The organism is Nocardiopsis sp. FR4, assembly GCF_009830945.1.
GTDB lineage: Bacteria > Actinomycetota > Actinomycetes > Streptosporangiales > Streptosporangiaceae > Nocardiopsis.
Genome location: NZ_VWVV01000037.1, coordinates 19,080 through 44,500, shown reverse-complemented (window position 1 = coordinate 44,500; position 25,421 = coordinate 19,080). Strand labels below are relative to the sequence as shown.

Sequence of the window (25,421 nt, the reverse complement as noted above, 5' to 3'; positions counted from 1 at the left end):
CGGACACCGTGAGGCACGGGTGCCCCTCCGCTCCTCCTGGTGGCACCCTTCCGTCGGCACCCGCCCACCGGGCGCGCCGCTCCCGCGTATGGCCGCCCCGGGGCCGGGTTCAGCCGCCGGAGAGCTGCTCGGACAGGGCGCCCCGGTGGCGCCGGAGTTCGTCGATGCGGGAGTCCAGGGCGGCCAGCTCCCGGCGGATGGTGCTGACCAGGCTCGGGCACAGCTCCAGGTCGAGCGGTTCGTCAACCCCGTTGCGCGCGCAGGGCAGGACCGAGGCGATCACGTCGGTGGTCAGGCCCATGTCCAGCAGGGCTCGGATCTGGCGGACCGTGCGCACCGCCCCGGGGTCGTAGACCCGGTACCCGTTGGCCGAGCGCGCCGACTCCAGCAGGCCCTGCTCCTCGTAGTAGCGCAGCAGGCGGCGGCTCACCCCGGTGCGCTCCGACAGCTCCCCGATCAGCATCCGCACCCCACTGTGTCCCACGTCACCGTTGACCCTCACATCGGTGTGACCGCCTACCGTCGCCGCATGGTCGAACAGTTCTCGTACACAGTCAAGGGTGCCGGGCCCGGCATCGTCCTCGCGCACGGCGGGGGCGGCGGGTCCGAGGCCAACTTCGGACCGCTCATGGCCGACCTGGCCGCCACCCACACCGTGGTCGCCCCGGACCTGCCCGGCTCGGGCGCGACCCCGCGCAGCACGGTGCCCCTGGAGCTGGACGCGGTGGCGGACGCCCTGGTGGCCACCGCGGACGCCGCCGGGGTCGGGCGCTTCACCGTCCTCGGCTACTCCCTGGGGACGGCCGTGGCCGTGCGCGCCGCGACCCGCCACCCGGACCGGGTGCGCGGCCTGGTCCTGACCGCCGGTTTCGCCCACCCGGACAACCGGATCCGCCTGGCGGTGCGCGTGTGGCGCGCGCTGCTGGAGGGGGACCGGGAGACCCTGGCCCGCTTCCTGCTGACGGTGGCCCACGGCACCCCCGCGCTGGAGGCGATGGGGCCCGACGAGCTGGAGCGGGCGGTGGCCGACCTGGCCGCCTCCGTCCCGGAGGGCTCCCCGGAACAGGTGGACCTGGTGGGGTCGGTGGACACCCGCGCCGACCTCGCCGGGATCTCCGTGCCCACCCTGGTGGTCGCCGCGGCCCTGGACCGCCTCGCCGGTCCCGCGCTCTCCCGGGAGATGGCCGCGGGCATCCCCGGAGCGGAGCTGGTCGAGGTGGAGTCCGGTCACCTGGTCGCCGCGGAGGCCCCCGAGGCGTGGCGCGCGGCCGTCCGCGCCTTCCTCGACCGTCACTCCTGACACCTGCGCCGCAGGTGTCGCGCCCAAGGGGCCGCGACGGCGGCGACCACGGCCAGGCACGCGGCCAGAACGAGGAGGCAGACCAGCCACTCCCGGGAGCCGTCGGGCCCGTAGACGCGGTTGGACGCCCCGGCGTCCACCGCCGGGACCGGCGCTCCCACCACACAGGTGTCGCGTCCGGCGGCGTGCAGGGAGACCTCCCGCGCCCGCCGCGCGCCCTCGGCGGTGAAGCGGCCCTCGCAGGCGCACGACTCGTGCCCGGGGTGCTGGACGCACGTCAGACTGGTGGCGGTGAACACCCCGGGCACGCCCTCGCCGCGCGCGGCGCGCAGGCCCTGGTCCAGCCCGGCGAGCGCCACGTGTCCGACCAGCGCGGTCAGGAGCAGCAGGACAACGGAGAACAGCGGTGAGGGGCGGCGGTACCGCCCGGCCGCGCCGGTCACGCCCCCGCCCCCTCGGGGACCGGCCGCGCCGACGGTCCGGCCGGAAGGCGCAGGGCCAGCAGCGCGGCGAACCCGCACAGGGCCGCCGCGACCAGCCACACAGCGCCGTAGCCGCCGGTCACGTCGCGGACCAGGCCGCCGAAGACCGCCATCGCGCCCGCGCCGACCTGGTGCACGGCGTTGACCCACCCGAAGACGATGGCGCCGTCAGCGCCGAAGATCCGCCCGCACAGCAGGATGGTCGGCGGCACCGTGGCGACGTCGAGCAGGCCGAACACCACGACGAAGGCCACCGTCGCCGCCCCCGCGTCCGGCCCGAGCAGGACCGGCAGCGGGGCCAGCAGCACGCCCCGGGCCGCGAAGTACAGGGCCAGCAGCGCGCGCGGGTCCCACCGGTCGGTGAGCCATCCGGACAGGACCGTTCCCACCAGGGAGAACACGCCGACCGTCGACACGAGGGCGGCGGCGGTGGTGACGGTCATCCCCTCGTCGCGGGCGGCGGGCACGAAGTGGGTCCACAGGATGCCGTTGGTGGTCGCCCCGCACACCGCGAACGTCCCGGCCAGGAGCCAGAACGGGCGCGTGCGCACCGCGGAGTACAGGACCGCCGCGGTCCGGCGCGCCGCTCCCCGGTCCGTCCGGGGCCGCGGCACGAAGTCCCGCGCGCCGTAGGGCCGCTGGCCCAGGTCGGCCGGGTGGTCGCGGAGCACCAGGGCGACCAGGACGGCCACCGCGCCCGCCGTCAGCGCCAGCGTCACCAGGGCCGGGCGCCAGCCCTGGTGGTCGGTGACCCAGGCCAGCGCGGGCAGGAACACCAGCTGCCCGAAGGCGCTCGCCCCGGTCAGCGCGCCGATGACCAGCCCGCGGCGCTCGACGAACCAGTGGCGGGCGACGGTGGCGGCGAAGGTCATCCCCAGCGACCCGGCGCCCGCGCCGATGAGCAGCCCCCAGTACAGGGTGAGCTGCCAGGCCTCGGTCATGGCGGTGGTGAGCGCGGCGCCCGCCACGACGGCCGCGAGCGCCGCCAGGGCGACGCGGCGGACGCCGAACCGGTCCATCAGGGCGGCGGCGAACGGCGCGACCAGGCCGTAGACGACCATGTTGACCGAGGCCGCCGCGGCGATCGTCGTGCGCGACCAGGCGTACTCGGTGTGCAGGGGTTCGGTCAGCAGTCCGGGCATCGCGGCGAAGGCCGCCGCGGCCACGATGGTGAGGAACGCGGCCAGCGCGGTCATCCAGGCGCGGTGGACTCCGGGACGCCGGGTCCGCGGTACGAAGGCGGTGTGGTGAGCCATGGCCCCACGGTCTCGTTCGGGTCCCCGGCGCGACAGTGACCTGAAGGACACCATGCGCAAGAATCGGGCCATGAACGTTTCCGATCCCCACCGCGTGGCCGTCCTCGTCCGCCACGGCGTGCTCCCCATCGAGGCCGGTATCGTGCACCGCCTCTTCGGCCAGGCCCGCGGCGCCGACGGGGCGCCGCTCTACGACGTGGTCACCTGCGCGCTGGAGCCGGGCGAGGTCCGGACCGACACCGACTTCACCCTCAACGTGGCCCACGGGCCCGAGGCGCTGGACGGGGCGGGGACGGTGGTCCTGCCCGCCGCCGACGAGGACTACGGCGAACGCCCCCACGACCCCCTCGCCCCCGCGCTGGCCGCGGCCCTGGCCCGGATCGGGCCGCGCACGCGCGTGGCCTCCATCTGCACGGGGGCGTTCGTGCTCGCCGCCGCGGGGCTTTTGGACGGCTGCCGGGTGACCACGCACTGGAGGTCCGCGGGGTCCTTCCGCGCCATGTACCCCTGCATCGACCTGGACCCGGACGTGCTCTACACCGACAACGGGCACGTGCTGACCGCCGCCGGGGTCGCCTCCGGCCTCGACCTGTGCCTGCACATGATCCGCTCCGACCACGGAGCCGCAGTGGCCAACGACGTGGCTCGGGGCACCGTCGTACCGCCGCACCGCGACGGCGGCCAGGCCCAGTACGTCCGCCGCCCCGTCCCCGAACCGGCCCGGGCCACGACGGGCGGGGCGCGCGCCTGGGCCCTGGAACACCTGCACCTGCAGCCGAGCCTGGAGGAGCTGGCCCGCCGTGAGTCGATGAGCGTGCGCACCTTCACCCGCCGCTTCCGGGAGGAGGTGGGGCTCTCCCCCGGCCAGTGGCTGGCCCGGCAGCGCCTGGACCGGGCCCGGCAGCTGCTGGAGGAGTCCGACCTGTCCGTGGACCGGGTCGCGTACGAGGCGGGCTTCGGCACGGCGGCCTCGCTGCGCCAGCACATGCAGGCCGAACTCGGCGTGTCCCCCAGCGCCTACCGGCGCACCTTCCGGGGCGCGCCGACCGGCGGTGGCGTGTACGGGGCCCTGAGCGGGTAACGGGCAAGCGTGGGCGCCGACGCCCGCGCCCAGCCCCTCCTCACCCCCGGGAGTCCCTCCGTGAAGCTGTACGCCGACCGCCCGCTGCGGGCCCTCCTCCAGCTGACCTCGGACCTGATCGCCGTGGCGTGGGTGTACCTGTGGGTCCGGGCGGCGCTGTGGCTGCGCGAGACGATCCTGGCGCTGAACCGGCCCGGCGAGCTGCTGGCGAGCACGGGGCGGGGCCTGACCGAGCACATGGACAACGCGGCCGAGCAGGCCCGCAGGGTGCCGCTGGCCGGGGAGGCGCTGTCCACCCCGTTCACGAGCATGAGCGGGAGCGGGGAGTCCCTCACCGCGGCCGGGGACTCCTTCCAGGAGTCGGTGGCCTCGCTGGCGCTGACCCTGCCGCTGCTGACGGTCCTGGTCCCGGTGCTCCTGGTCGCGGCCACCTGGCTGCCGCTGCGGGCGCGCTGGGTACGCCAGGCCGGCGCGGTCCGGCGCACGCGCGGGCTCACCCCCGAGGCCCGCTCCCGGCTGCTGGCCCTGCGCGCCCTGACCTCGGTGCCCCCGGCCCGGCTGGCCCGCGTGCACGAGGACCCGGTGGGCGCCTGGCACACCGACGACTCCCGGGCCGTGGCGGCGCTGGCCACCCTGGAACTGCGCCGCCTGGGCCTGCGCGGGCGGTGAACGCGACGGCCGGTGACGGCCGTTTCCGAAGCTCCGGGCCGGTGATCGGTCGAGGGACCGCCCCCGTCATGTAGTGTGCTCAACCACTGCCCGTACTCTTCCTAAGCTGGAACGGACACCGCCCCGGAGTCGATACGCACCCACGGAGACCGCATGCACCTGTCAGCGCTGTTGGACTTCGACGCCGTACCCCTGGACACCGACGACGCCGTGTCCCTCCTGTTGGAGATCACCGCCCCCGAACGCGCCGAGGACGTCCAACGCCCTCCCTCGACCCTGCAGATCGTGCTGGACCGCAGCGGCTCCATGTCCGGTGAACGCCTGGACGGCGCGGTGCGGGCCCTGCTCTCCCTGGTGGACCGGCTGGCCCCTTCCGACAACTTCGGGCTGGTGTCCTTCAACGAGCAGGCCCGGGTCGAGGTCCCGTGCGGACCGCTGACCGACAAGGCGGAGGTGCGCCGACGGATCTCGGCGCTGCGCGCCTCCGGCGGCACCGACCTGTCCAGCGGGCTGCTGCGCGGTGCGCAGGAGGCCCGCCGCGCCAGCGCCGACCGCGGTGCCAGCCTCGTACTGATCTCCGACGGACGTACCAACCAGGGCGTCACCGACTCCGCTCTCCTGCGGCGTGTGGCGAGCGACGCCTACGCGCACGGGGTCACCACCACGACCTTGGGGTACGGCCTGGGCTACGACGAGGAACTGCTCGGCGCGGTGGCCGACGGCGGCGCGGGCAGCGCCCTGTTCGCCGAGGACCCCGACACGGCGGGCAGCCTCATCGCCCAGGAGGCCGAGTACCTGCTGGCCAAGACCGTCCAGGCCGTGTCACTGCGGATTCCGGTCGACCCGTACCTGCGCGGCGTCGGTGTGGCCGGGGAGATGCCCTCCCACCAGCTGCCCGACCGGTCGGTGGTGGTCGATCTGGGCGACTTCCACTCCGGTGAGAAGCGCCGCCTGCTCCTGCACCTGGACGTTCCCGGGCTGGCCTCCCTGGGGACGACCGCCGTCACCGTGCTGGAGGCCACCTACGTGGACCCGGCGACGCTGACCACCTACACCGCCGCCCTGCCCGTCACGGTCAACGTGGTCCCCGGCGAGGAGGCCGCCGAGCGGACGCCGCGGCCCGAGGTGCGCACCGAGGAGGCCGTACAGCGTGCCCAGACCGCCAAGCGCGAGGCCAGTGAGGCCCTGCGCCGCGGCGACCGCGACGCCGCCGTCGACACCCTGGAGCGGGCCCGGCGCGACCTGCTGGACCCGCACACGTCCCAGGCGCCGGAGGCGGAGGCGGCCGAACAGGCCGCCGAACTGGGGCGGATGGCCCAGATGGCCCGGAGCGACGACGCGTCCCGCACCTCCAAGGCCCTGTTCGCCAGCCAGGCGGGGCACTCGCGCAAGAGCGGCCGCCAGCGGCCGCCGGGGACACCGCGCCAGCCCGGGGAGGGCGGCGGTCCCGCCGTCGCCCGGGGGCGCCGCATCCGGGGCGAGCAGACCGACAAGGGCCGCCCCGCTCCGGACCGGCCCTCCTCCGAAGGGGGCTGACCGCCCCCGCGGCGGTCCTGAGCCGCACCGTCCTCGATGGTCGGGTCCCTAGTCGCGGTCGGCCTCGACGAGCGCCTTCTGCACCGCGCCGGGGAGCCGCTCCTCCAGGAAGCGGGCCATGTCCTCCTCCTGGCGCAGGATGGCGGTCAGCTTCTGCGCGATCTGCTCCTCGCCCAGCGTCCGGGCCGCGTCGATCAGCGCGCGGTAGGAGGCGATCTCGAAGTGCTCGGCCGAGTAGTCGGCGAGGGCGTTCTTGACCATCGTGTCGCCCGCGGGCTTGTTCGCCATGCCCTGCACCGAGCCCATCATCCCGGCCAGGGCGCTCTTGACCTTGGAGACCTTGCCGCCCAGGGACTCGATGCACCCCTGAACCGTCTCCGCCTGCGCGCGCGTCTCCTCGATGTGCTGGGTGATGCGCGCGTGCATCTCGGGGTCCCCCTCGGCGTCCTTGGCGTGGCGCTCCAGGGTCTCCTCCAGGGACTTCTCCATCGAGTAGGCGTCGTTGAGCCAGCTGATCAGGTGCTCTCGGCTGTTCACGGGTGGTCCTCCTTGGTTGGCGCTTCGGGCCCGCGCCTACCCGGGCACCCCCACGGCAAACCCCGGGGCGCTCCGCGTCAGGGCACCTGGTAGTCGGAGTCGCGCGCGTCGGTGACGGCCATGTGCCCGGGGGCGTGTCCGATGGCGAACTCCGGGGCGGAGGCCATCACGGCCTCCTGCGGGGTGACCCCGCACGCCCAGAAGACCGGAACCTCGCCGGGGCGTACCTCCACCGGGTCCCCGTGGTCGGGCCGGCCCAGGTCCCCGATCCCCAGGGCGGCGGGGTCTCCCACGTGCACGGGGGCGCCGTGTACCGCCGGGTAGCGGGAGGTGACGCGCACCGCGTCGGCGACGCGGTCGGCGGGGACCGGCCGCATGGAGACCACGAGCGGGCCCCGGAACCGGCCCGCGGGGCGGCACGGCCGGTTGGTGGTGTACATGGCGACGTTGCGCCCGGTCTCGATGTGGCGGACCGGGACCCCCGCCTCCAGCAGCGGCGCCTCGAAGGTGAAGCTGCACCCGATGAGGAAGGACACCAGGTCCCCGCGCCACAGGTCGGTGACGTCGGTGCGCTCCTCCGCCAGGGCGCCGTGGCGGTAGACCCGGTAGGCGGGCAGGTCCGTGCGCAGGTCGCCGTCGAAGATCGAGGCGCTGGTCTCCCCCGGCTCGGTGACGTCCAGGACGGGGCAGGGCTTGGGGTTGCGCTGGGCGAACAGCAGGAAGTCGAAGGCGAGTTCGCGGGGCAGGGCGAGAAGGTTGGCCTGCGCGTACCCCGCGCTGTAGCCCGCGGTCGGCACCCGCAGCCCGTCGCGGAAGAGCGCGCGGGCGCGGGCCGGGGGGAGGTCGGCTGGCACGGTCATGGTCACTGCCTTCCGGGGGTGCGGGGCCGGTGGTCAGAGGGTGAAGCGGATCCGGGTGCCCGGGCGCGCCTGGGCGGCCCCGGGCAGGTCCGCCGAGTACACGACGGCCACCACGGGGTAGCCGCCGGTGACGGGGTGGTCGGCCAGGAACAGCACCGGCTCTCCGCCGGGCGGCACCTGGAGGGAGCCCGCGACCATGCCCTCGCTGGGCAGTTCGCCGGAGCGCGCTCGCTCCAGCCCGGGCCCGGACAGGCGCGCGCCCACCCGGTCGCTGCGCGGGGTGACCTCGTACGCGCACGAGAGCAGCGTCGCGACGGCCTCCTCGGTGAACCAGTCGTCGCGCGGTCCCAGCCGGACCCGGAGCCGCACCTCGGAGCCTCCGACGGGCGCGACCGGGGCCTGGTCGACGTTGGGCGGGGCGGCGGGTGCGGGGCCGACCGGGAGCAGTGCCCCCGGGACCGGCAGGTCGGGGCCCAGCCCGGCGAGGAGGTCGGTGCTGCGCGAGCCCAGGACCGGCGGGACGTCCAACCCGCCGCGCACGCCCAGGTAGGAGCGCAGGCCCCGTTCGGGCACGCCCAGGGCCAGTTCCGCGCCGTCGGGCAGGTGCAGGACCGCGTTGGCGGCCGCGCCGCGCCCGTCCACCGTCACCGGGGCCTCGGCGCCGGTGAGGGAGACGGTGACGGGCCCCCGGGCGCGCACGCGCAGGCCGCCCAGGGTGGTCTCCAGGGCGGCGGCCCCCGGCGGGTTGGCGAGCAGCCGGTTGGCCAGGGCGTAGGAGGCGGCGTCGGCGGCGCCGGAGCGGCCCACCCCCAGGTCGGCGTGGCCGAACCGGCCCGCGTCCTGGACCGTGGTCAGGGGTCCGGCGGCCACGACCTCCAGTGCGGAGCGGCGGGTGCCGCCGGCGGGCGCGCTCACGGGAGCCCCGCGTCGGTGAAGCGGACGCGCACCCCGGGCCTGAGCAGGCCGGGGGGTTGGCGGTCCAGGTCCCAGACCCGCGCCTCGGTGCGGCCGAGCAGTTGCCAGCCGCCGGGGGAGCTGCGCGGGTACACGCCGGTGAACTCCCCGGCCAGGGCCACCGACCCGGCGGGCACGCGGGTGCGCGCCTCGCCCCGTCGGGGCACGCGCAGGCGCGGGTCGTCGCCGACCATGTAGCCGAAACCGGGGGCGAAGCCGCAGAAGGCGACGGTCCAGGTGGCCTCGGTGTGCGCCCGGACCACCTCATCGCGGCTGAGGCCGGTGAGTGCGGCGACGTCGTCGAGGTCCTCACCGTCGTAGACGACGGGAAGGGTGACGGTCTCGCCGGGTTCCCCTCCGGCCTCCGGCGGCGGGGGCAGGGCGGTGACCGCGTCGGCGACGGCGTCCGGGTCGGTCCCCGGCCCGATGCGCAGCAGCAGTGTGCGGGCGGCCGGGACGAGGTCGGTGACCCCGGGGACGGGGGCCGCCGCCAGCGCGGCGCGCAGGGCGATCACCTCGGCCAGGCCGGCGACCTCCACGAGCACGCCGGTGTCGGCGCACCGCAGGACGCGCACGGCCCCCTCCCGGTGGTTCACGCGTCCTCCCCGGTGAACGGCGCGACGGTGACGCCCTCGGCGCGCAGCCGGGCGGCCACCGCGCGGGCGATGTCCACCGCTCCGGGGCTGTCGCCGTGCACGCACAGGGAGTCGGCCCCGACCACGATCGGGGTGCCGTCCACCGCCTCGATCGGCTCGCCGCGGGCGATGCGCAGGCAGCGCTCGGCGATGTGCTCGGGGTCGTGCAGGACCGCACCGGGCTCGCGCCGGGAGACGAGGGTGCCCCGGGGGGTGTAGGCGCGGTCGGCGAAGGCCTCGCGGTGGGCGGGCAGCCCGGCCTCCTCGGCCAGGCGCAGGAACACCGAGCCGGGCAGGCCCAGGACGGGCAGCGCGGGGTCGAAGGCCCGGACGGCCCCGACCACGGCGGCGGCCTGTTGCTCGTGGTGGACGATCGCGTTGTACAGGGCGCCGTGCGGCTTGACGTAGCGGATCCGGTCCCCGGCCAGCCGGGTGAACGCGGACAGGGCGCCGAGCTGGTAGAGGACCTCGTCGGTGAGTTCGGCGGGGGGCACGTCCACGAAGCGGCGGCCGAAACCGGCGAGGTCGCGGTAGGCCACGTGCGCGCCGACGGCCACTCCCCTGTCCGCGGCCTCACGCGTGGTGCGGCGCAGCACGGACGGGTCCCCGGCGTGGAACCCGCACGCGACGTTGGCACTGGTGACGATGGACAGCAGGGCCCGGTCGTCACCCAGTTCCCAGCGGCCGAAGCTCTCGCCCAGGTCGGAGTTGAGGTCGATGCGCAACGTCGGTGCTCCTCGTTCTTCTCGGGGTCCCTGACGGGTTCCTACCCGGTCAGCGGGCTTGGTCGAAGGGGCGCGGCCGGCCGGACCGCGCCCCGGCCGGCTACTGCCAGAGGGCGGCGATGCCGCCCAGGGAGTTGGCCGCCATGTAGGCGGTGAGCACCCAGGCCAGGACGCCGACGGCCACCAGCCAGCGCGGGTAGCGGTACCCGCCCAGCAGGTCGCGGGAGCGGCGGGCCGCGACCCACAGCATGATGCCGAGGCCGACGGGGAGGATCACGCCGTTGAGGGCGCCCGCCAGGATGAGCAGCGTGCCCGGGGCCTGGCCGGACAGCAGCAGGATGAGCAGGGAGACACCGATGAACACGGTGACCAGGAGGCCCCGGCGCCTCTCCAGCCACGGATGGAAGCTGGTGACGAAGGAGACCGAGGTGTAGGAGGCGCCGATGACGGAGCTGACCGCCGCGGCCCACATGATCATGCCGAACAGGCGCATGCCGGCCTCGCCCGCGGCCTGGCGGAAGGCCTCGGCCGCGGGGTTGGCCGCCGCCATCAGGTCGGCTCCGCCGGTGACCACGCCGAGGATGGCCAGGAACAGGAGCACCCGCATGACCCCGGTGACGACGATGCCGGTGACGGAGGTCCGGGTGATGGCCCGCACGTTGTCCCGGCCGCCCTGGCCGGACTCGACGAGGCGGTGGGCGCCCGCGTAGGTGATGTAGCCGCCGACGGTGCCGCCGATGATGGTGACGGTGGCGAGGAAGACGTCCGCACCGAGCTGCTCGGGCAGGACGGCCTGGCGCACGGCCTCGCCGACCGGGGGCCGGGACACGACGGCGACGTGGAGGGTGAGGCCGATCATGGCCACCCCGAGGACGATGAGGATCCGGTCCAGGGCCACGCCCAGCCGCCTGACCCCGAGGATGACGACGGCCAGCAGCGCGGACAGGACGGCGCCGAGCCGGGGGTCGAGGCCGGTCATCGCGTCCAGGCCGAGCCCGGTGCCCGCGAGGTTGCCGACGTTGAAGACCAGACCGCCGAAGACGATGAGGGCGGCGAGCAGGTAGCCCGCGCCGGGCAGGACCTTGTTGGCCAGGTCCTGGGCGCGCGCGTCGGCGACGCCGATGACCCGCCAGATGTTGAGCTGGACGGCGATGTCGACCAGCACCGAGACGAGGATGGCGAACGCGAAGGTCGCCCCGAGCTGCGCGGTGAACGTCGTGGTCTGGGTGATGAATCCGGGGCCGATGGCGCTGGTCGCCATGAGGAACATCGCGCCGAGCAGGCCGCTGCTCAGCACGACCCGCCCGGGACGGGGGCGCACCTTCGGGGGTGCGGGGGGCGTGTCGCCCATGGAACTCTCCAAGGGGGTGCGGGGGTCGCGGTCATCGACCGCCTCATCGTTGGATTGTTGAACGATACTTCGATCCAACAAGAAGAGTAAAGAGCCGATGTGCAAAAAACCCAGGTCACCGGCGTCACAGACGGCGACTCCCGTTTCACCCGCCCCACGGGCCTTCCCGCACCCGCTCATCCGATCACCCCACCCTCACCGGGAGGGCGCCGCGTCGGTGACAATGGAGTACACCGATCACCAGCCTTCGTAAGGAGCACCCGTGACGGCCACGGACGCCCGCACCGCCCGGCCCACCGGCCGTCCACGCCCGCTGCCCCCGCTACCGACCCAGGCCGAGCGGGTGGCCGAGCTGCTGCGCGAGTCGCTCATCGACGGCGTGTACCCGCCCGGGCAGCGCCTGTCGGAGGAGCGGCTGTGCGAGGAGTTCGGGGTCTCCCGCAACACACTGCGCGAGGCCTTCCGGCTGCTGGTCCGGGAGAGGCTGCTGGTGCACCAGATGCATCGCGGGGTGTTCGTCGGCCTGCCCACCAGCGAGGACGTGTGCGACCTGTTCAAGGCGCGCCGGACCCTGGAACTGCCCGCGCTGCGCGGCGCGGTCGACCCCGGCCCCGATGCCGTGCGGCTGGTCGGCTCGGCCGTGGACGAGGGCGAGGCCGCCCGGGAGCGGCGGGACTGGTGGCGGATGGGCACGGCCAACATGCGCTTCCACCAGGCGGTGGCCGAGCTGGCCGGGAGCGCGCGGGTGAACGAGTTCATGAGCCAGGTGCTCGCCGAGACCCGCCTGGTGTTCCACGTGATGGACGCGCCCCGCGAGTTCCACGCCCCCTACCTCGACTGGAACCGCAGAATCCACACGCTCCTGGCCTCCGGTGACCCGGCCGGGGCCGCCGAGGAGCTGGAGGCCTACCTCGCGGCCTCGGAGAGGCAGCTGCTCACCGCGATGGAGGAGCGCGCCTGACAACCCGCGTTCCCGAAGGCGCCCGGAGTGCCATCATGAAGGCCTCATGGAACTGAACGGACGCCCCGTGGGCACCGGGGAACTCGCGGGCCTGGCCCTGTACGGCTACGGCCACTTCACCACCATGCTCGTCACCGACCTGCGCGTGCGCGGGCTCGACCTGCACATGGAACGCCTCAGCCACGACTGCCGGACCCTCTTCGGCACCGGCCTGGACACCTCCCGGGTCCGCGAGCTCGCCCGGCGCTCCGCCCGCGCGCACCCCTCCCCCTCGGTGGTGCGCGTGACCGTCTTCGACCCCCACATGGACCTCGGGCGCCCCGCCGCGCGCCAGACCCCGCAGATCCTCGTCACCACCCGTCCCGCTCCCTCCACGGCCCCGGCCCCCGTGCGCCTGGGCACCCGCCTGTTCGCCCGCGACACCCCCCGGGTCAAGGGCACCGGACTGTTCGGGGCCCTGTACCAGCGCCGCGCCGCCCAACTGGACGGCTACGACGACGCCCTGTTCATGGGCGTCGACGGCCGGGTCTCGGAGGGCCCCACCTGGAACATCGGCTTCGTGGACGGCGGCGGCCTCGTCTGGCCGCAGGCCCCCTGCCTGCCGGGGGTGACGGCCCGGCTCGTCGAGCGGGCCGCCCGGGAGATCGGCGTACCCGTGTCCACCCGGCCGATCGCCGCGGCGGCGAGCACCCGCGTGGCGGGCGCGTTCACCGCCAACGCCGCCACCGGGGTGCGGCAGGTGTCCGCCATCGACGGCGTCCACCTGCCGCAGTCCGGGCTGGTCCGCAGGCTCGCCGCGGCCTACACCGCGCTCCCCGGTGAGGCGCTCTGAGCCCGGCCCGGGTGTCAGCCCGACCGGCCGACGGCCTGCGGCCGCCGCTCCGCCTCCGGCGCCGAGCCCCCGTCCGCCGCACCCGCCCGTCCGGGCCACCACACGCGCGGTCCGGCGTCCAGCGACAGCGCGGGCACCAGCAGCGTCCGCACGAGCAGGGCGTCCACCAGCACGCCGAAGGCGACCAGGAAGGCCAGCTGGAGCAGGAACAGCAGTGGGATGACCGCGAGCGCGGCGAAGGTCACCGCCAGCACCACCCCGGCCGAGGTGATCACCCCGCCGGTCACCGTGAGCGCGCGCAGCACGCCCTCGCGGTGGCCGTGCTCCAGGGCCTCCTCCCTGGCCCGGGACATCAGGAAGATGCTGTAGTCGACCCCCAGCGCCACCAGGAACACGAAGGCGAACAGCGGCACCACGGGGTCGGCTCCCGGCAGGCCGAGCAGGTGGTCGAAGACCAGCGCGCCCACGCCCAGCGCCGCGGCGAAGGACAGCACGTTCGCGGCCATGAGCAGCAGCGGCGCCACCAGCGAGCGCAGCAGCGGGATCAGCACGAGGAAAACCGCCCCGAGCACGAGCGGAACCACGACCGTGAAGTCGCGCTGGGCCGTCTCCAGGGTGTCCAGGTCGGTCGCGGTGACCCCGCCGACGAGGGCGTCGGCGCCCTCCACCGCGCGCAGCTCCGCGCGCAGGTCGCGCACGGCGTCCAGCGCCTCGGGCGACTCGGGACCCACGGTGAGGACCGCCTCGACGAGCACGCGGCCGTCCTCCTCCAGCGGCGGCGCCTCGGCCCCGGGCGGCCCGGGCTCGGTGACCGGCGCGGCCTCCTCCACCCGGGGCAGGCGCTCAGCGGCCCGGACCACCTCGTCCAGGCGGTCGGCGTCGGCCACCACCAGGGCGGGGGCCGCGCCGGCGTCGGATCCGAAGCCCCGGTCCAGGACCTCCTGGGCCCGGACCGCCTCCACCTCGGTGCGGAAGACCTCGGCCTGCCCGGTGCCCCCCGCGTCGAACTGGGGCGCGAAGACCGCCGCGGCGGCCAGAACGGCCGTGGTGGCGATCCAGTACAGGCGCGGCCTACGGGAGACGGCGGTGGCCACGCGCCCCCAGAACCGGTGGCGACCGACCACCTCCGCCAGGCTCCCGGCGGCCTCGCGGGAGCCGTGTGGCGGCACCGGCCAGAAGGCCGCGCGTCCGCACAGCGCGAGAACGGCGGGCAGGAACGTCATCGCCGAGAGCAGAGCGGCGACGACGCCGATGGCGACCACCGGGCCCAGGCCGCGGGTGGAGGTCAGGTCGGCGGCGAGCAGGCACAGCAGGCCGAGGATGACCGTGCCGCCGGAGGCCAGGACCGGCCCGGCCACGCCGCGTACGGCGGCCAGCACCGCCGAGGGCACGCGTTCGCGGGCGGCGAGTTCCTCGCGGTACCTGGCCACGAGCAGCAGCGCGTAGTCGGTGCAGGCGCCCACCACGAGGATGAAGAGGATGCCCTGGCTCTGCCCGTTGAGGCTGACCAGGCCCGTGTCGGCGGCCAGGTAGACCAGCGCCCCGGCCAGCCCGAGGGCGAGCAGGCAGGCGAGGACGACCAACACCGGCAGCAGGGGCGAACGGTAGACCGCCACGAGGATGACGAGCACGGCGACGACGGCCACGGCCAGCAGCGTGGAGTCGATGCCGGCGAAGGCAGCCGAGAGGTCGGCGGCGTACCCCGCGGGCCCGGTGACCTGCGCCCGGAGTCCGGGCACCGGGTCGTCGGCCAGTAGCGCGCGCAACTGCTCGACCGCCTCGCCCGTCTCCTCCTCCGAGCCGATCGGCACCACGAACTGGGCGACCGAGGGGTCCTCCGTGCCGGGGAGGGGTCCGGTGACGGTACCCGAGACCCACGCCTGCCCGCCCACGCGTTCGGCGACCGCGCCGATGTCGGCGAGCTCCTCCCGGGTGATCTCCCCGTCCTCGCGTGAGTAGACCACGGCGGCCGGGACCGCCTCCTCCCGGTCGAACTCCTCGACGATCGCGCTGACCTCGGTGGACTCGGCCCCCGCCGGCAGGAAGGCGCTGGGGTCGTTGGTCTGCACCTCGCCGAGCCTGCCCAGGAACGCGCCGAGGGGGCCGGCCCCCGCCAGCCACAGCAGGGTGACCAGCAGGGCCGCTCCGATCCACCACCGCGACCGGCGTCCGTCCTTGTCCACTGGGTACCCCTTCGCTATTCGCTCGAAAAAGGAGCATCTTGCTTTCCGAGTAACAGATGGTAAGACCCTACCCCACCCGGGACGCGCCACACACGGCCCTCACCGGCCGGCGGACTCGGCCTCCTCCGCCGCCGCGACGATGTTGTCGGCCATGGCACCGAACACCGCCCCGTGGAAGGGGGTGACGGCCTTCCAGTACAGGTGCCCGAGCAGGCCCCTCGGGTGGAACAGCGCCCTCTGGTGGTAGACCGTGCGCCCGCGCACGCGGCTGACGCCCAGCTCCAACCAGGCCGAACCCGGCAGGCGCATCTCGGCGCGCAGCCGCAGCAGGGCCACGGGCACCACCTCCTCCACCCGCCAGAAGTCCAGGGAGTCGCCCACCCGCAGCCGCAGCGGGTCGCGCCGCCCCCGGCGCAGGCCCACACCCCCCACCGCCAGGTCGATCCACCCGCGCGCCGCCCAGGCCAGCGGCCAGGAGTACCAGCCGTGGTCCCCGCCGATCCCCTCGACGACCCGCCACACCGTTCCCGGCGCGGCGTCCACGTACCGGGCCCGCACGTCGGTGTAGAGGCTGCCGCCCGCCCAGTCGGGATCGGTCGGCAACCGGTCCGAGGGCGCGCTCGGCCAGGCGGCCGAGGACCACCGGGTGTCGACACACGCCTCGTCGACCCGGCGCAGGGCCAGCCGCACCGCCTCCTCGAACCCGATCCGCTCCCGGTCCCCCAGCAGCACGGACAGGTCGTCCTCGCCCGCCACCGCGTCGTGGCGCAGGGACTCCACCAGCGGGCGGGCGATCGCGGGCGGCACCGGCGTGACCAGACCCACCCACAGGCTGGACAGCCCCGGGGAGAGCACCGGAACCGGAACGATCACCCGTCGGGCGATCCCCGCCACCCGCGCGAACCCCTGGATCATCCGGGCGTAGGTGAGCACCTCCGGTCCGCCGACGTCGAAGGTCCGGTTCACCTTTCCGGGCAGCTCGGCGGCCCCGACCAGCAGCCGCAGGACATCGCGCACGGCGATCGGCTGCACCCGGCTGCGCACCCAGCGGGGCGTGGTCATCACCGGCAGCCGCTCCGTCAGGTGGCGCAGCATCTCGAAGGAGGCCGAACCGGAGCCGATGATCACCGCCGCCCTGAGCACGGCCGCGGGCACGGCCGAGTCCAGCAGGATCCGGCCGACCTCCTCGCGCGAGGCCATGTGCGGCGACAGGCGGCCCTCCCTCGGCGCGAGTCCGCCCAGGTACACCAGTCGCGCGGTACCCGCCCTCTCCGCGGCCCGGGCGACGTTCTCCGCCGCCCGCGCGTCCGCGCCCGCGAAGCCGCGCCCGCCCGCCATCGAGTGCACCAGGTAGTAGGCGACGTCCACCCCGTCGAACGCGGCCTCGAGCCCCTCCCCGCCGACCACGTCGCCCCGGACCACCTCCACACGGTCGCGCCAGGGGTGGTCGCGGAGCTTGTCGGGTTCCCGCGCCAGACAGCGGACGCGGTACCCGGCGCCGAGCAGCTCGGGTACCAGGCGTCCACCGATGTATCCGGTGGCCCCCGTGACCAGGGTCAGACGGCCCGTCATGCGGTCGTCCTCGCCGGGGCCTGGACGTGCCGCCGCCGCGCCCGCGGCCTGCGGTACGGGTTGTCCTCGGGCAGCCCGCCGCTGACCCGCCCGTACATGCCGAGGGTCATGACCACGATCCCGACGACGAAGCTGAAGACCACGTTGGGCATCGAGAAGGCCAGGATGTTGGGCCCGGCGCTCATCAGGTACAGGTTGACCAGCCCGCTGGCCACGAAGGCCACGCCCGCCACGGTGCAGACCGTGGAGGCGAACGAGCCGCCCAGGAGCGCGGCACCCACGAGCAGTGAGCCGACCGCCAGCGAGACGGAGCTGAGCGCGCCGTTGGTCGACAGGCCCGCGACGATCTCACCCTGGGTGTCGAAGAGCGGAAGCCTGGTCATCAGCCCAGCGACGCCGAAGCCGATGAGCACGAAGCCGGTGAGTGCGGCGCCGGTGCGGTAGACCACGCTGAGACGGCGGTCGGCCGGACGCCTGGTGTCCAGTTCCATGGTGCTGCCCCTTTCGGTGTCCTCCCAGCTAGAGTCGGTCGCGCAGGGCCCGAACCACAAGTCGCTCCGATTTCGCAACGCTTGGGGCGCCATGTCCGACGCACTCACGCCCGGAGCGGTCCCACCCTCCAGGGCGTCGCCCGGGCCGCCATGCGCATGGACTCCGACGTCGTGGCGTCCCTCCTCGCGGAGTCCCTACGCGACCGCGGGGTGGTGGCGGTCTGGGAGGACCTGGCCATGCCGCTGCTGTACGGGATGGGCCGCAAGTGGGAGGAGACCCAGCGCTACGTCGAGGTGGAGCACCTGCTGTCCTGGTGCGTGTCCTCGGCGCTGCGCCGGGTGGCCCCCGCGCCGGCGGAGCCCCGCGCGCGCCCCGTGCTCCTGGCCTGCCGCCCCCGACGGACGCACAGCCTCCCCCTGGAGGCGCTGGCCGCCGCTCTGCGCGAACGGGGGCTGCCGCACCGGGTCCCGGGACCGTGCACGCCCGTGGAGGCGGTCGTGCGCGCCCTGCGCCGGACGGCCCCCCGCGCGGTCGTCCTGTGGTCCCACGTGGGAGACGCCGACGACGTCCGGGCCCTGCGCGCGACGCTCCGCGCCGCGGCCGGTTCCGCGCAGTCCACGAAGGTGTGCACGGCCGGGCCGGGATGGCGCCCCCACGCGCACCTGGCCTCGCTGTCCGAAGCTATGCGCGCCCTCGGCTGAGCCGGTACCACGCCTGGTCCGCGGTGGTCAGCGCCATGGCCGCCACCGGGGTGGTCAGCCCCATGGCGAGCTCCCGGGGCAGCCGTGAGCCGCCGTCCAGGAAGGCCAGCACGTCCCCGAACCGGTTGGCCGCGAACAGCCCCCCGAAGAACTCGGCTCCCCGCACCCGCCCGGTGTCCAGGGCCCGCAGCATGATCGCGTCCATCACCAGGTGGCGGCGCCGGTGGGGCACCGGCGGCACCGGTACCCTCCCCCGCTCCAGCGCCCCGGCCACGGCCGCCGCCTGGCGCTGCACACCGCTGAACGTGTACCCCGTGGAAGGCCGCGTGGCTCCCCCCGCGGTCCCCAACCGGAACACCCTCCTGCCCGCCCGTGTCGAGAACCGGGCGTCCGTCATGGGGATGACCCCCTGTTCGGCGGCGGTCACCTCCACTCCGGGCAGTCCCAGCAGACCGCAGTAGTCCTCCAGCGCCCGCTCGTACTCGGCGGTGGTGAGCGCCTCCCGGCCGAACTCGGTGTACTCCACCAGGGCCTCGCGCCGTGACAGCGGCAGCACGTAACCGAAGGCCACCCCGTTCTCCGGTTGCGGAGGGCGCAGGTCCATGAGCACCGCCGCCCCCGGGTCGAAGGCGTCCACGCGCGTACGCACGAACCAGCCGCGGAAGTGCTGGAGCAGGCGGGTGCGCCCCGGCGGAGGCTCCGACGGCCGGGTGTCGAACACCCACGACGCGCTCAACGTCCCGCCCCCCGTCTCCACCACCGCCCGGTCCGCTCCGTCGCGGACCCCGGTGACCAGCGAGCACAGCTGGTCCACGTGCTCACCCGCCGACTCCCGCACATAGGAGTCCACGTCCGCGGACCGGAGCATCTTGTACACGTAGGGCGCGGCCTCCGAACGGTGGGTGGCGTCGGCCGTCACCACGCTCAGGTCCTCCCACCGCGCGGCGAGCAGGTGGTCCCACGTTCCCCCCGGCGGCTCCCAGAAGCACCAGGTGCGCGGCACGGGCGTGTGCGGACCGGGGGGCGGCTCCAGGAGGGCGACGCGCAGCGGTCGGCCACGTCGGTCGTTGACCCCGCGCAGCCGATGGGTAAGGGTGAGCCCAGCGGCTCCCCCGCCGATGATCGCCACGTCGTAGTCGGCCATGCCCCCAGCATGCACCGGGCCGTGCCCGCACGCGAGGAGGAGACGTGAACACGACCACGATGAAGGAGGGCGCGGTCACCGACGAGTTCGACCGCGCCGCCGCGGCCTACGACCGCCTCGTGTCCGCCAACCCCGGCTACCACGCCCACCTGCGCATCTCGGCCCGCAGGCTCGGCCTCCACGGGGAACCGCGCGTGCTCGACCTGGGCTGCGGCACCGGGGCCTCCACCGCCGCCCTGCTGAGCGCCTACCCCCGGGCCCGCGTGGTCGGCGTGGACGCCTCGGAGGGCATGCTGGCCGCCGCCCGCGCCAAGTCCTGGCCCGGCTCCGTCTCCTTCGTCCGGGCACATGCGGAGGATCTGACCCCCGCGTGGGCCGCCGGACACCTCGGGCCGGTGGACGCCGTGTTCGGCGCCTACCTCATCCGCAACTGCCCCGACCCCGACGCCCTCCTGACCACCGTCCGCGCCCTGCTGCGCCCCGGAGGCCGCCTCGCCCTGCACGAGTACTCCGTGGCCGACTCCCTCCCGGCACAGGCGGTCTGGTCCGCCGTGTGCTGGGGGGTGGTGATCCCCGCGGGCCGCGTGCTGACCGGTCGCGCCGACCTCTTCCGCTACCTGTGGCGCAGCGTGCTGGAGTTCGACGGACGCACCGCCCTCCTCGACCGCATGCGCCGTGCGGGCCTGACCTCGGTGGCCAGCGCCCCCCTGCCCGGCTGGCAGTACGGGGTGACGCACACCTTCGTGGGCAGGCGCGGGGAAGACCGGTGACCGACCGCCTGGCCGAGGCGGTCCCTCCCCTCCCGCCCACCGGGCCGCGACCGGCGGAGCCGCCCCGCGTGGCGGTGGTCGGCGGCGGCATCGCCGGGCTGGCGGCAGCCTGCGCCCTGGCCGAACGGGACGTCAGCACAACGGTGTACGAACGCGAACCCGCCCTGGGCGGCCGTCTGCGCGGCTGGGCGACCACGCTCGCCGACGGCTCGCCCGCGACCATGACCCGGGGCTTCCATGCGTTCTTCCGCCAGTACTACAACCTGCGCGCCCTGCTGCGCCGCGCGGACCCGGAACTCGACTGCCTGGTCCCGCTCACCGACTACCCGCTCGTCCACCGGGACGGCCCGCGCGACCGCTTCTCCGGCCTGCCCTCCACACCCCCGTGGAACGCTGCCGTCCTGGCCGCGACCAGCCCGAGCTTCCCCCTGCGCGACCTGGCCAGGGTCAACCTGCCCGCCGCCCTCCAGCTCCTGGACGTGGACGCCGGCGTCTACGACCGCCTCGACCACCTGAGCGCCCGGGACCTCCTCGAACTCATCAGGTTCCCGCCCACCGCCCGACACCTGGCCTTCGAGGTCTTCACCCGCAGCTTCTTCGCCGACCCCCGCCACCTGTCCGCGGCCGAACTGGCGGTGATGTTCCACGTCTACTTCCTCGGCTCGTCCGAGGGCCTGGTGTTCGACGTGCCGCGCTCCCCCTTCCCCCAGGCCCTGTGGGACCCGTTGGAGCGCCACCTCGCCCACCAGGGCGTACGCTTCCGGACGAGTTCCCCCGTCAGGAAGGTCCACCGCGGCTCACGGCGGCGGTTCTCCCTGGACACGGGGGAGTCCTTCGACGCCGTCGTGCTCGCCGCCACCCCCTCCGGAACCCGGGATCTGGTGGCGGCCTCACCGGCCCTGTCCGAGGTGCGCGGCCAGGTGGCCCGGGTGCGCACCGCGCCGCCGTTCCTGGTCTCGCGCTACTGGCTGGACCGCCCCGTGCGCCCGCACCGCCCCGCCTTCCTGGGGACCGCGGGCTACCCGACGCTGGACAACATCAGCGTGCTGGAGCGCTACGAGGACGAGGCGCGCGCCTGGGCGCGGCGCACCGGCGGCTCCGTGGTGGAGCTGCACGCGTACGCCCTGGAGGAGCGGAGCGACCCCGAGGCCGAACAACGGCACCTGTGGAAACAGGCCGAGACGGTCTACCCCGAACTGTCCGCGGCCCGCCCCGTGGACTCCCGCCACGAGCTGCGCGCGGACTGCCCGCTGTTCGAACCCGGCGGCTACCGCGACCGGTCCGGGGTGACCACCCCCGACCCCTTCGTCGTGGTGGCGGGCGACCACGTGCGCACCGGCCTTCCCGTCGCCCTCATGGAACGCGCCGCCACCAGCGGGCTGCTCGCCGCCAACGCCCTCCTCTCCCGATGGGGCCGAACGGGGCACACCGTGTGGACCGTGCCCCGCCGGGGCCGCTCACCCGTACTCCGCGCCCTGGCCCGCCACGCCCGCCGGAAGCCCTAGGGAAACCCCGCCGCCCGTGGATCCCGGGGTCCCCGCACACCCTCCGCCACAGGCAGGGGACAGGCACGGCGTCCGCGGAGCGCGGGCGGGACGGCCCCCACGGGTCGGGGCGGGGGGACCCCCGAGGGCAGCCCCCACCCGTGGAACCACCGACGGCACCCGGCCCCACCCCGCCGCCGCACGGGCGCACCCCCTCCCCGCGACGGCTAACCAGGCCAACGCCCCGTACTCCGCAGCAGGTACCTGCGCTCGGCGTAGGCCAGGTCGTCCTTCCACAGCCGCCGGGCGGCCATCCGCATCGCCGGGCGCACCACCGCCCCGGCCACCCTGCGAGCGATCGCGAACCCGGTCCGCCCGGACGTGGCCACGGTCGCCTCGATGACCGCCGTACGCGGGACCCCCCGTTCGTCCACGCCCAGCGGGGTGGCGTGCGTCTCCACGACGCTGCCCAGCCCCTCGCCCTCGATGATGCGCATGACGACCGTGCGCGGTTCGGGGCAGCGGAACTCCGCCCGCACCGGGACGCCCCACCGGCCCGCGACGCGGAACCCCACGTCGACCACCATCCGGTCCGGATCCGGGTCGGCTCCCTTGGGCACCTCGGTCACCTTGAGCCCCACGAACGAGTAGGGGTGGAACCACGATCCGTGCCAGGGGTCGAGCCGGTTGGCCACCACGTCCTCGGGCTCGCACCGTCCGGCCATGCTCTCCACGGCGGTCAGGCTCCGTTCCGGGCGGGGGCGCTCCGGTACCACCGGGGCGTCCAGGGGTTCCTCTCCCCCGGCACGGTCCAGGCGAACCCACACCAGCACCCCGTCGTCGTGCACGGGGTAGGGGTCCCAGCCCGGAAACCCCTCCTTTCCCAGGGACAGCCCGTGCCAGCGGCACACCAGCCTCCCGGAGTCCACCGTTCCCCGGCACAGCGGCGCGCCCAGGTGCGGGCAGGCCCCCGGGCCCGCGTGCGCCCTCCCGTCCGGAGTGCGCCAGGCCACCAGCTCGGTACCCGCCACGACCCGCCCGAAGGGCCGGTCCGCGCGTACCTCGTCACTCGCGGCCAGCACGAACCAGTTGCCCGAGGGGCGGGCGAGCGCGCGCTTGAGGGCCGCCCCGATGATCGCGGGCGAACCCTCCCTCCACGTCGGTTCCTGGGCCCGCCACGTGGTGGCGGGCATACGGCGCAGGGGAAGGCGCCGCGGCCGGGGGTCGGGCAGGGAGCCAGCAGCGGACCCGGAACCAGCCGGGGGGTCGTTCGGTGTCACGGGAGTCCTCCATCCTCCGAATGCGTCGGGCCCTCAACCGGTGCGCGGACGCGGGCGCGGCACCCGGCCGCGCAGGGAGCGTGCGACCAGTGAGCGGGCGAGGGCGGGGACGGCCGCCGCGGCCTTGCGCGCGTCCGACACGCGGTGCCGGACACTCCACACGTCGTATTCGGCCGCGCGCACCTCGTCCAGGATCGCGCGGTAGAGACGGAAGGCCGTGGCGACACACGGGCGCGCCACCGGGGAGAGCATCGCGATGCCCGGTTCGGCCCGCCGGTAGAAGCCCTGGTTCACCTCCACCAGGTCAGCCATGGCGTCGCGGACCCGCGGGTGGGACCGGCGCTCCCGCGCGCACCGCCCCAGCAGCTCCCGGTCCACACCGTGCGCCGCCAGCACGTCGCCGGGCAGGTAGACGCGGCCGCGCCGCAGGTCCTCGGCCGCGTCCCGCAGGAAGTTGGTGAGCTGGAAGGCCTCCCCCAGCGCGGCCGCGTGCGGCGCGGCCTCCTCGCGGGGCGCCACCGTGCCCAGGACCGGCAGCACCTGCAGACCGATGACCGCCGCCGAGCCGTACATGTACTCGCGCAGGTGGTCCAGGTCGCGGTAGTCGCCGACCGTCAGGTCCATGCGCATGGAGGCCATGAACGCGGTGAAGTAGGCGTGGGGCAGTTCGTACCGGTCCACCGTGTGCGCCAGCGCGCTGAGCACGGGCGCGTTCCCGGTGTCGTGCGCGCGCTCCCCGCCCAGGACCCGGGCCAGGTCGGCGCCGATCCCGTCCAGGCAGGCCGCCTGCTCCTCCACGCCCGTACCCGGGGAGGGCTCGTCGACGATGTCGTCCACCCACCGCGCGAAGCCGTACAGCGCGTGCACGCCGGGCCGGTTCTCGGGCGGCAGGACCCGTGTGGCCGTGTAGTACGTGCGCCCGTGGTGGGCGTGCAGGGCCCGGCACCGCAGGTAGGCCTCCCGCAGCGGCTGGCCGGTGATCCCGGCGGCGTCGAGTTCCGCGGTTCCCGCACTCATCACCCCCATCACCGCCTCAACCCCATCGGTCCCCTCAGCCGCCTCAAACCCTTCAACCGCTTCCGCTCCCTCGACGCCCTCAACCTCACCGGCGCCCACCCCCTCCCGTGCGCCGGACCACCTTGGCTGCGGCGAGCTTGCCCGAGATGAGCACCGTGGGCAGACCGACCCCCGGCGTGGTCCCGCACCCCGCCAGGACGGCGTTGGAGGCGCCCGGGACGGTGTTGCGCGGCCGGAAGGGCCCGGTCTGGGCGAACGTGTGCGCCAACGAGAAGGGCGTGCCGTGCGCGAGCCCCTGCCGTGCCCAGTCCGCGGGCGTGACGAGGTGCTCGGCGCGCACGGAGGCGTCCAGTCCGTCGAAGCCGCGTTCCTGGAGCACGCCGACGAGCTGGTCGCGGTAGCGCGGCCCCTCCCGCTCCCAGTCGATGCGGCCTCCCGTGGCCAGGTTGGGGGCGGGGGCGAGCACGTAGAGCAGGTGGCGCCCCTCGGGGGCGAGCGCGGGGTCGGTGTACGTGGGCTGGGTGATGAGCAGGGAGGGGTCGCTCATGGTGCGGCCCTCGCGGATGATCTCGGTGAAGGTGCGGCGCCACTCACCGCCGAAGGAGATGGTGTGGTGGCCCAGCCCCTCCCAGGTCCGGTCGGTGCCCAGGTGCAGCACGACGGCCGAGGGAGAGTACCGGGTCGCCACCGGGCGCCGGGGCGTGTGGCCGAGCAGTCGGTGGGCGGCGGGCAGGTCGCAGGTGAGCACCACCTGGTCGCAGGGCAGGCGTTCGCCCCCCTCGGTGACCACGGCGGTGATCCGGTCGCCCGCGCGTTCGAGCCGGGAGACGGTCTGCCCGTAGCGCAGCGTCCCGCCCGCCTTGGTGAACGCCCCGGACAGGGCGTCGCCCAGCGCGCGCATCCCGCCCCTCGGGAAGTACACCCCGGCGACGGTGTCCATGTAGGCGATGACGGCGTAGGCGGCCAGGGCGCTCTCCGGGGCCACCCCGGCGTAGAGCGCCTGGAAGGAGAAGATCCGGCGCAGCCGCTCGTCGCGTACGCGGCGGCCCACCGCCGGGGCCAGCCTGCCGAACCCGCCCATCACGGCGAGCCGGAACAGGTCCGGGCGCACCAGGTCCAGCGGCGAGTCGAACTGGGCGTCGATGAACGAGCGCATCTCCACCCGGTACAGCCGGGTGAGCCAGTCCCGCAGCCGCAGGTAACCCTCTGCCTCGCGCCTCCCGGCCACCCGGGCGACCTCGGCGGCCATCGCCTCCCGGTCGGTGTGCACGTCGATCCGCGAGCCGTCGGCGAAGCGGGCGTGGTACGCAGGGGTCAGGGGCACCAGGTCGAGCCGGTCGGCCACCGTCTCGCCGACCGCGCCCAGGGCCTCCTCCAGCAGTTCGGGCATGGTGAGCACGGTGGGGCCGGTGTCGACGTGGTAGCCGTCCATGTCGAGCCGCCCCGCGCGTCCTCCCGGATACGTCTCGCGCTCGACGACGGTGACCTCGCGTCCGGCGCCCAACAGATGCAGTGCGCAGGCCAGACCGGACAGCCCGGCGCCCACGACCACCACGGGATCGCGTCCGCCCGACGAGGGGGTGGAGGAGGTCTCGGATG

25 protein-coding genes are annotated in these 25,421 nt (G+C 74.9%); 9 read left to right on the top strand and 16 right to left on the bottom strand.

The features are described 5' to 3' along the window. Positions 1-109: 109 nt before the first annotated feature. Positions 110-463 (bottom strand): MerR family transcriptional regulator, encoded by a 354-nt coding sequence (locus FYW95_RS25035; RefSeq protein WP_159945181.1) that lies wholly within the window; start codon positions 461-463, stop codon positions 110-112. Positions 464-529: 66 nt separating this feature from the next. Here FYW95_RS25035 and FYW95_RS25030 point away from each other — a divergent pair, with 66 nt between their 5' ends. Continuing rightward, positions 530-1,300, top strand: coding sequence for an alpha/beta fold hydrolase (locus FYW95_RS25030; protein ID WP_159945161.1), 771 nt, complete (start codon positions 530-532; stop codon positions 1,298-1,300). Here FYW95_RS25030 and FYW95_RS25025 read toward each other — a convergent pair. Both FYW95_RS25025 and FYW95_RS25020 read right to left on the bottom strand, forming a co-directional pair. Continuing rightward, positions 1,291-1,743, bottom strand: coding sequence for a hypothetical protein (locus FYW95_RS25025; protein ID WP_159945160.1), 453 nt, complete (start codon positions 1,741-1,743; stop codon positions 1,291-1,293). The genes FYW95_RS25030 and FYW95_RS25025 overlap by 10 nt on opposite strands. Continuing rightward, positions 1,740-3,038 (bottom strand): MFS transporter, encoded by a 1,299-nt coding sequence (locus FYW95_RS25020; protein ID WP_159945159.1) that lies wholly within the window; start codon positions 3,036-3,038, stop codon positions 1,740-1,742. The genes FYW95_RS25025 and FYW95_RS25020 overlap by 4 nt, the downstream gene beginning before the upstream one ends. Positions 3,039-3,108: 70 nt before the next feature. On the opposite strand from FYW95_RS25020, the gene FYW95_RS25015 reads away from it, so the two are divergent. The 3 genes from FYW95_RS25015 (at position 3,109) to FYW95_RS25005 (ending at position 6,324) form a co-directional block, all read left to right on the top strand. Next, positions 3,109-4,119 carry a GlxA family transcriptional regulator gene (locus FYW95_RS25015; RefSeq protein ID WP_236568082.1) on the top strand — a complete coding sequence of 337 codons (1,011 nt, stop codon included), beginning with the start codon at positions 3,109-3,111 and terminating at the stop codon, positions 4,117-4,119. A gap of 60 nt (positions 4,120-4,179) precedes the next feature. After that, entirely contained in the window at positions 4,180-4,788 is a 609-nt protein-coding gene (locus FYW95_RS25010; RefSeq protein ID WP_159945157.1) for a hypothetical protein, read from the top strand. A gap of 153 nt (positions 4,789-4,941) precedes the next feature. Beyond that, the gene (locus FYW95_RS25005; RefSeq protein ID WP_159945156.1) at positions 4,942-6,324 is read left to right on the top strand and encodes a vWA domain-containing protein; all 1,383 of its coding nucleotides are present in this window, start codon (positions 4,942-4,944) and stop codon (positions 6,322-6,324) included. A gap of 48 nt (positions 6,325-6,372) precedes the next feature. On the opposite strand, the gene FYW95_RS25000 is transcribed toward FYW95_RS25005, so the two are convergent. The 6 genes from FYW95_RS25000 to FYW95_RS24975 form a co-directional block, all read right to left on the bottom strand. Continuing rightward, positions 6,373-6,861 carry a YciE/YciF ferroxidase family protein gene (locus FYW95_RS25000; RefSeq protein ID WP_159945155.1) on the bottom strand — a complete coding sequence of 163 codons (489 nt, stop codon included), beginning with the start codon at positions 6,859-6,861 and terminating at the stop codon, positions 6,373-6,375. 77 nt (positions 6,862-6,938) lie between these two features. Beyond that, the gene (locus FYW95_RS24995) at positions 6,939-7,721 is read right to left on the bottom strand and encodes a putative hydro-lyase (protein ID WP_159945154.1); all 783 of its coding nucleotides are present in this window, start codon (positions 7,719-7,721) and stop codon (positions 6,939-6,941) included. Positions 7,722-7,754: 33 nt separating this feature from the next. Continuing rightward, the gene (locus FYW95_RS24990) at positions 7,755-8,636 is read right to left on the bottom strand and encodes a 5-oxoprolinase subunit C family protein (protein WP_159945153.1); all 882 of its coding nucleotides are present in this window, start codon (positions 8,634-8,636) and stop codon (positions 7,755-7,757) included. Then, complete coding sequence (locus tag FYW95_RS24985; RefSeq protein ID WP_159945180.1) at positions 8,633-9,250, bottom strand: 5-oxoprolinase subunit B family protein; 618 nt, start codon at positions 9,248-9,250, stop codon at positions 8,633-8,635. Before FYW95_RS24985 ends, FYW95_RS24990 begins: the two co-directional genes overlap by 4 nt. Positions 9,251-9,267: 17 nt before the next feature. Continuing rightward, a complete protein-coding gene (locus FYW95_RS24980; RefSeq protein WP_159945152.1) occupies positions 9,268-10,035 on the bottom strand; it encodes a LamB/YcsF family protein in 768 nt (255 codons plus the stop codon). Positions 10,036-10,135: 100 nt separating this feature from the next. Then, entirely contained in the window at positions 10,136-11,386 is a 1,251-nt protein-coding gene (locus FYW95_RS24975) for an NRAMP family divalent metal transporter (protein WP_160050908.1), read from the bottom strand. A gap of 262 nt (positions 11,387-11,648) precedes the next feature. On the opposite strand from FYW95_RS24975, the gene FYW95_RS24970 reads away from it, so the two are divergent. Both FYW95_RS24970 and FYW95_RS24965 read left to right on the top strand, forming a co-directional pair. Further along, a complete protein-coding gene (locus FYW95_RS24970; RefSeq protein WP_159945150.1) occupies positions 11,649-12,347 on the top strand; it encodes a GntR family transcriptional regulator in 699 nt (232 codons plus the stop codon). A gap of 46 nt (positions 12,348-12,393) precedes the next feature. Further along, positions 12,394-13,179: an aminotransferase class IV family protein gene (locus FYW95_RS24965; RefSeq protein ID WP_160050907.1), complete on the top strand. Its 786-nt coding sequence runs from the start codon at positions 12,394-12,396 to the stop codon at positions 13,177-13,179. A 14-nt stretch (positions 13,180-13,193) separates the two neighbouring features. On the opposite strand, the gene FYW95_RS24960 is transcribed toward FYW95_RS24965, so the two are convergent. From FYW95_RS24960 to FYW95_RS24950, 3 genes are all read right to left on the bottom strand, one after another. Beyond that, positions 13,194-15,362 (bottom strand): MMPL family transporter, encoded by a 2,169-nt coding sequence (locus tag FYW95_RS24960; protein ID WP_159945148.1) that lies wholly within the window; start codon positions 15,360-15,362, stop codon positions 13,194-13,196. A gap of 99 nt (positions 15,363-15,461) precedes the next feature. Next, the gene (locus tag FYW95_RS24955; protein ID WP_159945147.1) at positions 15,462-16,934 is read right to left on the bottom strand and encodes an SDR family oxidoreductase; all 1,473 of its coding nucleotides are present in this window, start codon (positions 16,932-16,934) and stop codon (positions 15,462-15,464) included. Further along, positions 16,931-17,425, bottom strand: coding sequence for a DUF4383 domain-containing protein (locus FYW95_RS24950; RefSeq protein ID WP_159945146.1), 495 nt, complete (start codon positions 17,423-17,425; stop codon positions 16,931-16,933). The genes FYW95_RS24955 and FYW95_RS24950 overlap by 4 nt, the downstream gene beginning before the upstream one ends. Before the next feature lie 81 nt (positions 17,426-17,506). Between FYW95_RS24950 and FYW95_RS24945 the strand changes: the two genes are divergently transcribed. Next, positions 17,507-18,127 (top strand): B12-binding domain-containing protein, encoded by a 621-nt coding sequence (locus FYW95_RS24945; RefSeq protein ID WP_255459573.1) that lies wholly within the window; start codon positions 17,507-17,509, stop codon positions 18,125-18,127. Here FYW95_RS24945 and FYW95_RS24940 read toward each other — a convergent pair. Next, on the bottom strand, positions 18,108-19,271 hold the full coding sequence (locus tag FYW95_RS24940) for a lycopene cyclase family protein (RefSeq protein ID WP_159945144.1): 1,164 nt from the start codon (positions 19,269-19,271) through the stop codon (positions 18,108-18,110). The two genes, FYW95_RS24945 and FYW95_RS24940, sit on opposite strands and share 20 nt — an antisense overlap. A gap of 59 nt (positions 19,272-19,330) precedes the next feature. Between FYW95_RS24940 and FYW95_RS24935 the strand changes: the two genes are divergently transcribed. Together FYW95_RS24935 and FYW95_RS24930 are read left to right on the top strand one after the other, a co-directional pair. Further along, the gene (locus FYW95_RS24935) at positions 19,331-20,041 is read left to right on the top strand and encodes a class I SAM-dependent methyltransferase (protein WP_160050914.1); all 711 of its coding nucleotides are present in this window, start codon (positions 19,331-19,333) and stop codon (positions 20,039-20,041) included. Then, entirely contained in the window at positions 20,038-21,546 is a 1,509-nt protein-coding gene (locus tag FYW95_RS24930) for an FAD-dependent oxidoreductase (protein WP_236568081.1), read from the top strand. The genes FYW95_RS24935 and FYW95_RS24930 overlap by 4 nt, the downstream gene beginning before the upstream one ends. A gap of 206 nt (positions 21,547-21,752) precedes the next feature. On the opposite strand, the gene FYW95_RS24925 is transcribed toward FYW95_RS24930, so the two are convergent. The 3 genes from FYW95_RS24925 to crtI all read right to left on the bottom strand — a co-directional run bounded on the left by FYW95_RS24925 (position 21,753) and on the right by crtI (position 25,377). After that, positions 21,753-22,718, bottom strand: a complete 966-nt coding sequence (locus tag FYW95_RS24925) for a DUF5914 domain-containing protein (protein WP_159945143.1) — start codon at positions 22,716-22,718, stop codon at positions 21,753-21,755. Positions 22,719-22,838: 120 nt separating this feature from the next. After that, on the bottom strand, positions 22,839-23,822 hold the full coding sequence (locus FYW95_RS24920; protein WP_159945142.1) for a phytoene/squalene synthase family protein: 984 nt from the start codon (positions 23,820-23,822) through the stop codon (positions 22,839-22,841). 85 nt (positions 23,823-23,907) lie between these two features. Continuing rightward, entirely contained in the window at positions 23,908-25,377 is a 1,470-nt protein-coding gene (gene crtI, locus FYW95_RS24915; RefSeq protein WP_159945177.1) for a phytoene desaturase family protein, read from the bottom strand. Positions 25,378-25,421 lie beyond the last annotated feature (44 nt).

Bases quoted from the DNA above. Each gene is read 5' to 3' on its own strand.
- FYW95_RS25035 (WP_159945181.1), bottom strand. From the start codon at position 463: ATGCTGATCGGGGAGCTGTCGGAGCGCACCGGGGTGAGCCGCCGCCTG.
- FYW95_RS25030 (WP_159945161.1), top strand. From the start codon at position 530: ATGGTCGAACAGTTCTCGTACACAGTCAAGGGTGCCGGGCCCGGCATC.
- FYW95_RS25020 (WP_159945159.1), bottom strand. From the start codon at position 3,038: ATGGCTCACCACACCGCCTTCGTACCGCGGACCCGGCGTCCCGGAGTC.
- FYW95_RS25015 (WP_236568082.1), top strand. From the start codon at position 3,109: ATGAACGTTTCCGATCCCCACCGCGTGGCCGTCCTCGTCCGCCACGGC.
- FYW95_RS25005 (WP_159945156.1), top strand. From the start codon at position 4,942: ATGCACCTGTCAGCGCTGTTGGACTTCGACGCCGTACCCCTGGACACC.
- FYW95_RS24995 (WP_159945154.1), bottom strand. From the start codon at position 7,721: ATGACCGTGCCAGCCGACCTCCCCCCGGCCCGCGCCCGCGCGCTCTTC.
- FYW95_RS24975 (WP_160050908.1), bottom strand. From the start codon at position 11,386: ATGGGCGACACGCCCCCCGCACCCCCGAAGGTGCGCCCCCGTCCCGGG.
- FYW95_RS24965 (WP_160050907.1), top strand. From the start codon at position 12,394: ATGGAACTGAACGGACGCCCCGTGGGCACCGGGGAACTCGCGGGCCTG.
- FYW95_RS24955 (WP_159945147.1), bottom strand. From the start codon at position 16,934: ATGACGGGCCGTCTGACCCTGGTCACGGGGGCCACCGGATACATCGGT.
- FYW95_RS24950 (WP_159945146.1), bottom strand. From the start codon at position 17,425: ATGGAACTGGACACCAGGCGTCCGGCCGACCGCCGTCTCAGCGTGGTC.
- FYW95_RS24940 (WP_159945144.1), bottom strand. From the start codon at position 19,271: ATGGCCGACTACGACGTGGCGATCATCGGCGGGGGAGCCGCTGGGCTC.
- FYW95_RS24935 (WP_160050914.1), top strand. From the start codon at position 19,331: ATGAAGGAGGGCGCGGTCACCGACGAGTTCGACCGCGCCGCCGCGGCC.
- FYW95_RS24925 (WP_159945143.1), bottom strand. From the start codon at position 22,718: ATGCCCGCCACCACGTGGCGGGCCCAGGAACCGACGTGGAGGGAGGGT.
- FYW95_RS24920 (WP_159945142.1), bottom strand. From the start codon at position 23,822: ATGAGTGCGGGAACCGCGGAACTCGACGCCGCCGGGATCACCGGCCAG.